At 63.2% G+C, this 11,424-nt stretch carries 8 protein-coding genes; 7 read left to right on the plus strand and 1 reads right to left on the minus strand.

The features are described 5' to 3' along the window. Nucleotides 1-10 precede the first annotated feature (10 nt). Together rfbA and ABIB36_RS04825 are read left to right on the plus strand one after the other, a co-directional pair. Complete coding sequence (gene rfbA, locus ABIB36_RS04820; protein ID WP_354560516.1) at nt 11-880, plus strand: glucose-1-phosphate thymidylyltransferase RfbA; 870 nt, start codon at nt 11-13, stop codon at nt 878-880. An 11-nt stretch (nt 881-891) separates the two neighbouring features. Continuing rightward, nucleotides 892-1,479 (plus strand): dTDP-4-dehydrorhamnose 3,5-epimerase family protein, encoded by a 588-nt coding sequence (locus ABIB36_RS04825; RefSeq protein WP_354560514.1) that lies wholly within the window; start codon nt 892-894, stop codon nt 1,477-1,479. Nucleotides 1,480-1,489: 10 nt separating this feature from the next. Here ABIB36_RS04825 and ABIB36_RS04830 read toward each other — a convergent pair whose 3' ends face one another. Further along, on the minus strand, nt 1,490-1,984 hold the full coding sequence (locus ABIB36_RS04830) for a GtrA family protein (protein WP_084348128.1): 495 nt from the start codon (nt 1,982-1,984) through the stop codon (nt 1,490-1,492). Between the two features lie 72 nt (nt 1,985-2,056). Here ABIB36_RS04830 and dprE1 point away from each other — a divergent pair, with 72 nt between their 5' ends. From dprE1 to ABIB36_RS04855, 5 genes are read left to right on the plus strand one after another with little or no spacing between them, the layout of a single operon-like run. Next, a complete protein-coding gene (gene dprE1 / locus ABIB36_RS04835; protein WP_084348129.1) occupies nt 2,057-3,508 on the plus strand; it encodes a decaprenylphosphoryl-beta-D-ribose oxidase in 1,452 nt (483 codons plus the stop codon). Continuing rightward, the gene (gene dprE2 / locus ABIB36_RS04840; protein ID WP_084348130.1) at nt 3,505-4,269 is read left to right on the plus strand and encodes a decaprenylphospho-beta-D-erythro-pentofuranosid-2-ulose 2-reductase; all 765 of its coding nucleotides are present in this window, start codon (nt 3,505-3,507) and stop codon (nt 4,267-4,269) included. Before dprE1 ends, dprE2 begins: the two co-directional genes overlap by 4 nt. After that, nucleotides 4,270-6,279, plus strand: coding sequence for a galactan 5-O-arabinofuranosyltransferase (locus ABIB36_RS04845; protein ID WP_354560511.1), 2,010 nt, complete (start codon nt 4,270-4,272; stop codon nt 6,277-6,279). It abuts the gene before it with no gap. A gap of 35 nt (nt 6,280-6,314) precedes the next feature. Then, the gene (locus tag ABIB36_RS04850) at nt 6,315-8,120 is read left to right on the plus strand and encodes a glycosyl transferase (RefSeq protein ID WP_354560509.1); all 1,806 of its coding nucleotides are present in this window, start codon (nt 6,315-6,317) and stop codon (nt 8,118-8,120) included. Between the two features lie 48 nt (nt 8,121-8,168). Further along, complete coding sequence (locus ABIB36_RS04855; RefSeq protein WP_354560507.1) at nt 8,169-11,381, plus strand: arabinosyltransferase domain-containing protein; 3,213 nt, start codon at nt 8,169-8,171, stop codon at nt 11,379-11,381. The last annotated feature ends 43 nt before the right edge of the window (nt 11,382-11,424 follow it).

Here is an 11,424-nt window from a genome sequence, read left to right on the forward strand (position 1 = left end):
ACTTCCGAATATGCGTGGAATTGTTCTGGCGGGCGGTACCGGGTCGCGTCTTCATCCGATCACGATGGGCATCAGCAAGCAGTTGGTGCCGGTGTACGACAAGCCGATGATCTACTACCCGCTCTCGACGCTGATCTTGGCCAATATCCGCGACATTCTGATCATCACCACCGAACAGGATTCGCAGCAGTTCCAACGTCTGCTCGGCGACGGCTCCCAGTTCGGCATCAACCTGACCTACAAGGTCCAGCACGAGCCGAACGGGCTCGCTCAAGCGTTCGTCCTCGGAGCGGAGCACATCGGCTCCGACAGTGCCGCTTTGGTGCTCGGCGACAACATCTTCTACGGCCCCGGACTGGGATCGCAACTCGGCCGATTCGGTGACATCGACGGCGCAGCAGTCTTCGCGTACGAGGTGAAAGATCCCAGCGCCTACGGCGTCATCGAATTCGACTCCGCCGGCAAGGCGATCTCGTTGGAAGAGAAGCCGAAGGTCCCGAAGTCGAACTTCTCCGTCCCCGGCCTGTACTTCTACGACAACGACGTGCTCGCCATCGCCCGCGATCTTCAGCCGTCGGCGCGGGGGGAATACGAGATCACCGACGTCAACCGGCACTACCTCGACGCCGGGCGTCTCGCCGTGGAAGTCCTGCCCAGAGGGACGGCATGGCTCGATACCGGCACCTTCGATTCGCTACTCGATGCTTCCAATTATGTGCGCACCATCGAGCAACGGCAGGGCCTGAAAATTGGTTCACCGGAAGAAGTATCGTGGCGTCGCGGATTCATCACCGACGATCAGCTGCGGGAACGGGCAACCAAGCTCGTCAAATCCGGGTACGGGCAATACCTGCTCGACCTCGTCGATCGCGGCAAGTAGAGGATCTGCAGATGAGCTTTCGTGAATTGAAAATCCCCGGTGCCTTCGAATTCACCCCGCGTCAGTTCGGTGACGATCGCGGCGTGTTCTTCGAATGGTTCAAATCTTCGGACTTCGAACAGGCCGTCGGGCGGCCGTTGGAGTTGGCGCAGGCGAACTGCTCGGTCTCGGCCGCCGGGGTGCTGCGCGGTATCCACTTCACCGACACCCCTCCCGGCCAGGCGAAATACGTCACCTGCACCAAGGGTGCGTTTCTGGATGTGATCGTCGATCTGCGGGTCGGGTCGCCGACATTCGGGACGTGGGACAGCGTGCTGATCGACGACGTCGACCGTCGTGCGGTGTATCTCCCGGAAGGCCTCGGGCACGCGATCTTGTCGCTCGAAGACGGTTCGACGGTGATGTACCTGTGCTCGATCGAGTACACCCCGGCTTTGGATCGCGACATGAATCCGCTCGATACCGATCTGGCGATCGACTGGCCCACCCTCGCTCGCAACGGCTCCCCGCTCGAGTACCAACTCTCCGACAAAGACAAAGCTGCACCCTCACTCGCGCAGGCCATCGACGCCGCATACCTGCCGACCTACACGAACTGAGCGCAGACGATCAGCGGATCTTGAAGATCACGGTGCGCTGAACGATGAAGTTGATGACCGTCGCGGTTCCCTGAGCGATGACGAACGCCGCGGCGCTGTACAAGATCGTCTCCGGCCAAATATGCCCGAAGACGGTGTACAGGGCGTTCTGCACCCCGAAGGTGGCGGCGTAGAGCGCGACCACCGCAATGAATCGAGCGCGAGAAGGTGCAGCGCGGAACGTCCAACGCCGATTGATCAGGTAAGCCACCGTCGTACCCACGATGAATCCGACGGCTTTGGCGATCGACAGTTGGAAGTCGAGGCCGTACTGCAAAGCGATGGTGATGGAGAAGTCGAAGATCGCCGACAGCACCCCCGTCGCCAAGAAGCGGATGACCTGGGTCTTCAGGTCCAAGGCCTCGTCGGCGATGTTCTCGGTCAGCGGCAGCTCGACGGGAAGAGGAACGTGATGCTGGAGTTCTTCGTCTTCGGCTGACCAGTCGTCGGGTGCGGGCACGATCATTGACACTAGCTGTCTCATTGACAAGAGCGCAGCCTGCGAAGCGACCCAGATGACCGAGTACCCTCTAGACCGATGTCCACGACAGCCGACGACGCACTCTTCCCCCTGGAGCCACAGGCCGGGAACACTGCGCCGCTACCCACGCAGACCCGCACACTTTCCGGATGGGGCCGCACGTCGCCGTCCACCGGTGAGGTGCTCTCGACTTCCGACCTGGAGCTCATCGCGAGCGCAGTTAAACAAGTCGCAGAGCAAAACGACAGCAAGCCCTCTCACCTGCGCCGCGGCGTCATTGCGCGTGGTCTGGGCCGCTCGTACGGCGACAATGCGCAGAACTCGGGCGGCCTCGTCATCGACATGACGGCGCTCAACGGCATCCACAGCATCGACGCTGGAACTCGCATCGTCGACGTGGACGGCGGCGTCAGTCTCGACCAGCTGATGCGCGCAGCACTGCCCTTCGGCCTGTGGGTTCCGGTGTTGCCCGGGACGCGTCAGGTCACCATCGGTGGCGCCATCGGCACCGATATCCACGGTAAGAACCATCACAGTGCCGGTAGCTTCGGCAACCATGTGCGCTCGATGGAGCTCCTCACCGCTGACGGCGAGATCCGGCACCTGACCCCGTCCGGCAAGAACGCCAAGCTGTTCTGGGCCACTGTCGGCGGCAACGGCCTCACCGGGATCATCCTGCGTGCGACCATCGAGATGACGCCGACGGAGACGGCATACTTCATCGCCGACGGTGACGTCACCCGGAACCTCGACGAAACCATCGCCCTGCACAGCGATGGCAGTGAGAACAATTACGACTACTCGAGCGCATGGTTCGACGCCATCGCCGCCCCGCCGAAGCTCGGTCGTGCCGCCGTGTCGCGCGGGTCCTTGGCGAGGCTCGACCAGCTGCCCGAGAAATTGCAGAAGGATCCGCTTCGATTCAACGCGAAGCCGCTACTGACGTTCCCCGACGTGTTCCCCAACGGGCTGGCCAACAAGTTCACGCTCGGCGCGGTCGGCCAGGCCTGGTACCTCAAGGCAGGCAACTACCGGAATAAGGTTCAGAACCTCACGGCGTTCTACCACCCACTCGACATGTTCGGCGAGTGGAATCGTGCTTATGGTTCGAACGGGTTCCTGCAGTACCAGTTCGTGGTGCCGCCGGAGGCTGTCGATGAATTCAAGAAGATCATCGTCGACATCCAGAAGTCGGGGCACTACTCCTTCCTGAACGTCTTCAAGCTGTTCGGCCCGGGAAACAAAGCGCCACTGAGCTTCCCGATACCAGGCTGGAACATCTGCGTCGATTTCCCGATCAAGGCAGGCTTGGGCGAGTTCGTTCGAGAACTCGACAAGCGCGTCCTCGAATTCGGCGGACGCCTCTACACAGCGAAGGACTCACGCACTAGTGCCGAGACCTTCCATGCGATGTACCCCCGGATCGACGAGTGGATCAAGGTCCGCCGATCCGTCGACCCCACAGGCGTTTTCGCCTCCGATATGGCCAGAAGGTTGGAATTGTTGTGACGATCGACGCTGTGGGTAACCCGCAGACCATTCTCGTGCTCGGCGGAACAAGCGAGATCGGCCTCGCGATCACCGAGGAGTACCTGTCGAAGTCACCGGCGCGCGTCATTCTCGCCGCATTGCCGAACGACCCCCTTCGTGACAGTGCCGTAGCGCAGCTGACCGCCAAGGGCGCAAAGTCCGTGGACGTCATCGATTTCGATGCGCTCGACACTGCGTCACACCCGAAGGTCATCGACGAAGCCTGGTCCAAGGGCGATGTCGACGTCGCAATCGTCGCATTCGCGGTGGATTTCGACGCCGAGGAACTGTGGCAGGACCAGCGCAAGGCAGTGCTCGCCGCGAACATCAACTACACGGCATCGGTTTCGGTCGGTGTACTGCTGGGCGAGAAGATGAAAGCACAGGCGTACGGCCGCATCATCGTCATGTCCTCGGTGGCGGGTGAGCGGGTTCGCCGGTCCAACTTCGTCTACGGCTCCACCAAGGCCGGACTCGACGGCTTCTACCTCGGACTCGGAGAAGCGTTGCGCGAGTTCGGTCCTCGCGTCACGGTCGTTCGGCCGGGAATGGTGCGCACCAAGTTCAGCGCGCACGTCAAGGAAGCGCCGATGACCGTCGACAAGGAGGTCATCGCCAAGCTCGCGGTGAACGCTTCGCAGAAGGGCAAGGAAATCATCTGGACGCCGGCGCCGTGGCGTCTGGTGATGATGGTTCTGCGGCACGTCCCGCGGCCGATCTTCCGCAAGCTCCCCATCTAGATGAGACGAGCGCTCGGCACGGCCTTCGAAGGCGTACTGGCCGCTCTCGTCGCAACAATTGTTGCGACGGTCGGGTTGTATGCCTTCTCACTCGTCGAGTGGCCGGCATTCAACTCGTCCAACGTCACTCGCGCCGTGACGACTCTCGGCCAGTTCGCCTGCGCCATCTCGTTCGCAGTGGCCATCGTGCTCTACCGTCGAGGAAAACTCGAATGGTTGGCGAAGTCGCTGACATGGGTCGGGCTGTCCGGATTCGTGACGATCACTCTCGGAATGCCGCTGGCCGCAACCAAGCTGTACTTGTTCGGCGTCTCCGTCGACCAGGAGTTCCGGACCGAATACCTGACGCGGCTCACCGACTCGGCCGCACTCCGCGACATGACGTACGCGGACATCCCGCCCTTCTACCCCGCGGGATGGTTCTGGCTGGGCGGACGCGTCGGAAACCTGCTCGGCATGGATGGCTGGGAAGTGTTCAAGCCGTTCGCAATCGGATTCCTCGCCGTCACTGCGGTGCTGGCATTCACGTTATGGAAAGCACTCGTGCGGGTCGACTGGGCCGTGGCCGTCAGCGCAGTGACAACTGCACTGGTCGTCGCCTATGCATCTCCCGAGGCATACAGCGCGGTCATCGCCCTGCTGATCGCGCCGGCACTCCTGTTGGCCTGGGGTGCGCTGAACAGACCGGTGGCTTCCGGTGTCAGCGGGCGCTTGAATGGCGCGCTCAAGCCATCTGATCGTATGAATGGACCATTGAAGCGGTCGGAGGGTGCGACCGAGCCCCAGCGGTCGGAGGGTGCGACCGAACCCCAGCGGTCGGGGGGTACGGGCTCCTGGGGATGGGGAGCGGTCGTGGGCACGGGCCTGTTCCTCGGCCTGGCCGCCACTTTCTACACCCTCTATCTGGGTCTGGCTGCGTTCGCGGTCACGCTGATGGCCGTCGTATCGACGATCTTGGGTATCAGGGCCCAGAAGAGCTGGCGCGCGGCGATTCCTATTGCCGTCCGGCTCTTCGCCATCGCGGCTATCTCCGGTCTCGTTGCGCTGACCGTGTGGCTCCCGTATTTGGTGGACGCTCTGACCGGGACTCCGTCGACGTCGGGAACCGCTTTGCACTACCTCCCGGAGGCCGGTGCGACACTGCCGTTTCCGATGTTGGAGTTCTCGTTGGTCGGTGCGCTGTGCTTCGCGGGGACGGTGTGGCTCGCTGTGCGGGTCGCGTCTTCGCGTCGCGCCCAGGCGTTGGGCATCGGCGTCGTCGCGGTCTATCTGTGGACGCTTCTGTCGATGGCTGCCACTGTCGCGGGCACGACGCTACTGTCGTTCCGGCTCGAAGCCGTACTGATCGTATTACTGGGCGCAGCAGGCGTTTTCGGCTTCCTCGAAGGAACCAAAGCGATCTACCAGGCGATCAACGAACCGTCACGGTTCAAGATTGCCGCTGTCGTGATCGCGGCCGTCGGGGCAATGGCATTCGCACAGAGCATTCCGCAGATCCTGCAGACCGAGATCACCGTCGCCTACTCCGATACCGACGGTGACGGCGTGCGCGCCGACAAGCGTCCGCCGAGCGCGGTGTCGTACTACAGCGACATCGACGCCGCCATCCGCGAGCAGATCGGCAGGCCCCGGGACGAGACCATCGTGTTGACCGCCGACACGTCGTTCCTGAGCTACTACTCGTACTTCGGGTTCCAAGGCCTGACCTCGCACTATGCGAATCCGCTCGCCCAGTTCGACGAGCGCGCTGCAGCTATCGCCGACTGGGCGACGCTCGAGACTCCGGACGAACTGCTCGCGGCCATGGACGGAAGTGCATGGGCCGCGCCGGATGCGTTCCTGTTCCGACGCGGGGCAGAGGGTTACACCCTGCGATTGGCCGAGGACGTGTACCCGAACGATCCGAACGTGCGCCGCTACACCGTCACTTTCGACGAATCGTTGTTCGAGGATCAACGATTCACCGTCACCGACATCGGTCCGTTTGCCCTGGTCACCCGCAACACCTAGAAGAATCACATAACGTTCACGTAACGTGCAGCGCGATGACAAACACCGATCGGACCGTGCTCGAGCAGCCGCAGACTGCCCCCGCGTCGAAACGCGGGTCGATCTCGACGCGTGTGCGCACTGTGCTGATCTCGCGCGTGGACCGCGCCGACGTGGCTTCTGCCTCGTTGTTCGCGGTCCTCGCACTGTTCGTCATGCAGGGGCAATGGCGCAACCTCAGCAATGGATACCTCTACAACAGTGGCCAGGATCAGGCCATGTGGGAGTGGTTCCTCTCCGTCGCCGCGCACTCGGTCGCCCATCTCGACAACCCGCTGTGGAGTGATCTGCAGAATTACCCCGCGGGCGTCAACATGATGGCGAACACCGCGATGTTCGGTTTGTCGATCCCATTGGCGCCGATCACTTTGTTGTTCGGCCCGACGGTGACCTGGACGATCGGGCTCACCGTCGGTCTCGCCGGTACGGCCTATGCCTGGTATTGGTTGTTTGCGCGCAGATTGGGCGCATCGCGCGGCGCATCCGCCTTGGGCGGTGCACTCTGCGGCTTCGCCCCTGCCATGGTCTCGCACGCCAACGGTCATCCGAACTTCGTCGTCCTGTTCCTGCTGCCGGTGATTGCCTCGATGGTCATCCGCATCGCGCACGACGGCCCGACGGCAAAGCGGACGATCGCCCTCGGACTCGTCGTTGCGCTGCAGATCTTGCTCGGCGAAGAACCATTGCTGATCTTCGCGATCTCGTTCGGAATCTTCGTCGCCGTTTTCTACCTCGGCAACCCTCGAAGCATCGTGTCGGCGGTCGCCAACGCGGCCAAGAGCCTGCCGGTCGCAGCCGTCATCGCCGTCGCACTCGTTGCTGTTCCGCTGTGGTGGCAGTTCTTCGGTCCGCAAAGTTACTCGTTCATCGAGCACGGCAACATGGGCAACGACGCCAAAGCCCTCTTCCAGTTCCCGACGCAGTCCATCGGCGGAAAGGTGACGCCAGGCCAGGACGTGCGCATCAATGCCACCGAGGAGAACGCCTATCTCGGTTGGCCGTTGCTCGTACTGTGTCTCGGCGCGACGGTGTGGATGTGGCGCGACGCCCGAGTGCGAGCAGCTGCCGCGACCACGATCGTCATGGGCGTCCTTTCACTCGGAACCTCGCTGTACATCGGCAAGAACGACACCGGAATCGAACTTCCGTGGAAGTGGTTCGCGGAGGCCCCGCTCGTCGAATCCGTGTTGGAAACTCGATTCGTCCTCGGCGCGGTGCCCGCACTCGCGCTGATCCTGGTATTGGCCACCGACAAGGCATTCGGACGCGGACTTCGCCCCCTACCGGGCCTGTGGTCGATCGCGTTGGCGCTCGCTCTCGTCCCGTTGTTCCCGATGCCGTTGCAGGCGGTGGAGAGAACCCCGACGCCGGCATTCTTCGCCGACGGCGAATGGCGGGACTACCTCGACGGCGGTTCGATCGTCACCGTCCCGCTACCTCGACCCGAGGACGCCCGTCCGCTGCTGTGGCAGATCGACGCCGGGATGGGCTTCCCGCTGGCCGCGGGCTACTTCGTCGGACCGAGCGAGCACGTGGACAAGAAGGCGAAATACGGTGCCGTCGACCGAAGGACCGCACTTCTGCTGGGTTCGGTACAGAACTCCGGCACGGTCCCTGACATCACCGCCGAGCAGAAGAAACAGGCCATCGAAGATCTGGACTACTGGAACGCCGACGTAGTCGTGCTTCCGCCGGGAAAGAACAACAGGGCATTGCGTGCGACCGTCGATACTCTCCTGGGCACCCAAGCCCAGTTCCACGGTGGGGTATGGGTCTGGGACGTGCGTGCGCTCACACCCTGACCTGCACGAAACCAGTGGCGGTGTGATGGTGCAATAGCATGGGCAATCGTGTCCACCGCCGCAGCCACCGCACCGAACCCGACTTCTCGGAAATCGTCGCCACGCATCTCCGCCGGAGTCGTTGCCGTCGTCGCCGGCGTGATCGCCGTGCTCGCGGCGGTCCTGACACCGCTGTTGCCGGTCACCCAGGATTCGGCGTCGATCAGCTGGCCGCAGAACGGGACGCTGACCTCCGTCGAAGCACCGTTGATTTCCTACACACCGCTGTCTTTGGATGCGTCGATTCCATGCGCCGTGATCGAGAACGCACCGCCCGGCACACTCGTTCTCTCCACCACCGCGCCCAGCGCCCCAGACGCGCAAGGCGTCGGACTCGTCGTCACCCGCACCGAAGGCGGCATGCAGGCCGTGCTGCGCGAGCGCGTCCTGCTCACTCTCACCAACGCCCAGCTGGCGTCCTGCTCGTCGGTCGACATCAGCTCGACGAACACTGGGTCCACCGCGTCGGCACCGGGCACCGATGCAACAGGCGAGATCGACGGCGACGTGCGCCCGCAGACCGTCGGCGTCTTCACTGAATTGCAGGGGACTGCGCCTGCCGATTTGAGTGTCGATATCCAGATCGACTCGCGATTCTCCTCCACCCCAACGCTTCTCAAAAAACTCGCGATGGCCGCCGCAGTCGTCTTCACGATCATCTCGCTGATCGCGCTGCACCGACTGGACCTGCGGGACGGGCGCCGCGGACGCCGTTTCTTCCCCTCGCATTGGTTGCGCATCACGGTCGTCGACGGGGTGGTCGCCGGAGTGCTGCTGGTCTGGCATTTCATCGGCGCCAATACCTCGGACGACGGCTACCTGCTCACGATGGCGCGAGTGTCCGAACACGCCGGCTACATGGCCAACTACTATCGCTGGTTCGGTGTCCCAGAGGCTCCGTTCGGCATGCCGTACTACGACATGCTCGCTGCATTCGCCAAGGTGTCCACGGCCAGTCCGTGGATGCGACTGCCTGCGCTGATCGCCGGGCTGCTGTGTTGGGCAGTCATCAGCCGCGAGGTGATTCCGCGCCTCGGTCGCGCAGTGCGCTCCGACAAGGTCGCGATCTGGACCGCTGGTCTCGTTTTTCTGGCGTTCTGGCTCCCATACGACAACGGTCTTCGCCCCGAGCCCGTCATTGCCCTCGGCGCCCTGTTGACCTGGTGCTCGATCGAACGTGCCATCGCGACGGGCAGGTTGCTTCCCGCAGCCGTCGCCGTGCTCATCGCAGCGTTCTCGCTCGCTGCCGGACCCACTGGACTCATCTGCGTCGCGGCCCTGCTGGCCGGAGGCAGACCGCTCGTCCGCGTTCTCATCTCGCGTGCTCGTCAGGTCGGCTGGTTCCCGGTGCTGCTACCGATCCTCGCGTCGGGTGTAGTAATCGTCGCCGCGATCTTCGCCGACCAAACCCTCTCGACGGTCCTCGAAGCAACGCGGGCACGTGCCGCTGTGGGCCCGAACGTTCCGTGGTTCGAAGAGCGCACCCGCTGGGACTCGCTCATGGAGATCACACCGGACGGTTCACTCGCACGAAGATTCGCTGTCTTCGCGATGATCTTGTGCGTCATCACCACGATCGTGGTGATGCTGCGTCGAAACGGCCGCATTCCCGGTGTGGCACTAGGGCCCTCGCGTCGGATCGTCGGCATCGTGATCGGCGCGCTGGCTCTCATGATGTTCACCCCGACCAAGTGGACCCACCACTTCGGTGTGTACGCCGGTCTGGCCGCGTCACTCGCCGCCGTTGCAGCGATCGCCGTAGCATCGGCCACACGCGACAACCCACGAAACCGGACTCTGTTCACCGCAGCCGTGCTGTTTCTGACGGCCCTCGCGTTCACCGGTTCCAACGGCTGGTGGTACGTCTCGAGTTACGGCATCCCGTGGTTCGACAAGCCTCCGATGATCCTCGGAAAAGGCTTCTCGACCATTTTCCTCGGACTGACAGTTCTCGCACTGTTGTACGCCGGATGGCAGCATTTACGCGCGCCCTACCGTGCCACTGCCAGGTCCGCGCGCTTCGGAGTCTCCGCGCTGACGGTCATGTCCGCCTTCATCGTGCTGTTCGAACTCGCGTCGTTCGTCAAAGGTGCAGTCGCACAGTATCCGGCCTACTCGGTAGCGCGCTCGAACCTGAACGCACTGGCCGGAAATTCCTGCAGCCTGGCCAACGACGTACTGGTGGAACAGGATCCCAATGAGGCGATGCTGACGCCGATCGGTTCCACCCTCGCAGATTCCCTCGCAGGTGAGGGCACCTCGGGCTTCGCACCCGACGGTGTCCCGACCGACCTCACCGCCGATGAAGAAGACGTATCGCAAGAGAGCACACGCGGGTTCAGCGACGACACGACAACCGATCAGCCGACGTCGAACTCCTCCGGATCGTCAGGCACCGAAGGCGGCACAACCGAGGGCACCGGCATCAACGGAAGCTCCGTCGCACTGCCTTTCGGTCTGGACCCCTCGCGCACTCCCATCCTCGGCAGCTACGGCGCGGACACATCGGAGCCCGCAACCCTCACCACCGAGTGGTTCTCACTCCCCGCGGTGCCCGACGGCGATTTCCTTGCCATCAGCGCAGCCGGCCGAATCAGATCCGTCGACTCCGACGGCATCGTCGCATCCGGCCAGCCTCTCGAAGTGGAGTATGCCGCCGGCGATCAGGTTCTCGGTCGAGTCACTCCGATCGACGTCGGACCGCAGCCGTCATGGCGCAATCTCCGCGTGCCCTTGTCCGAGATTCCCGAGAATGCCGATCGGGTCCGACTCGTCGCGACCGACTCCGACATCTCCTCCGACCAATGGCTCGCCGTGACACCCCCGCGCATACCGCGCACAGTCCCGCTCGTCGACGTCATCGGGTCCGAAACACCGGTGATGCTCGACTGGACCGTCGCACTCGGATTCCCGTGCCAACGCCCGTTCGACCACAAAGACGGCGTCGCAGAACTCCCCGAGTACCGGATACTGCCGGATCGCAGCGGTGCGGCCGCGCACAGTCCCGTCATGGACGCTTTCGGTGGAGGCCCGCTCGGCTGGCAACAACTCGTACTCTCCGCCGAAGTCGTCCCGACCTATCTGCGCGACGACCTCGACCGCGACTGGGGTTCACTCGAACGGTTCAGCCCACTCGATCCGTCCGCCACGCCCGCAGAGCTGACTGTCGAGACCGTGACACGCAGCGGATGGGAGTCGGAGGGTCCGATCAGGGTCGAATGAAACGGGTATCTTCCCGGTTCTTTCACCATGCGAATGTGGTGAA

The sequence above is a fragment of the Rhodococcus sp. UYP9 genome (assembly GCF_040547235.1).
GTDB lineage: Bacteria > Actinomycetota > Actinomycetes > Mycobacteriales > Mycobacteriaceae > Rhodococcoides.

Bases quoted from the DNA above. Each gene is read 5' to 3' on its own strand.
- ABIB36_RS04830 (WP_084348128.1), bottom strand. From the start codon at position 1,984: ATGATCGTGCCCGCACCCGACGACTGGTCAGCCGAAGACGAAGAACTC.
- dprE1 (WP_084348129.1), top strand. From the start codon at position 2,057: ATGTCCACGACAGCCGACGACGCACTCTTCCCCCTGGAGCCACAGGCC.
- rfbA (WP_354560516.1), top strand. From the start codon at position 11: ATGCGTGGAATTGTTCTGGCGGGCGGTACCGGGTCGCGTCTTCATCCG.
- ABIB36_RS04845 (WP_354560511.1), top strand. From the start codon at position 4,270: ATGAGACGAGCGCTCGGCACGGCCTTCGAAGGCGTACTGGCCGCTCTC.
- ABIB36_RS04825 (WP_354560514.1), top strand. From the start codon at position 892: ATGAGCTTTCGTGAATTGAAAATCCCCGGTGCCTTCGAATTCACCCCG.
- ABIB36_RS04850 (WP_354560509.1), top strand. From the start codon at position 6,315: ATGACAAACACCGATCGGACCGTGCTCGAGCAGCCGCAGACTGCCCCC.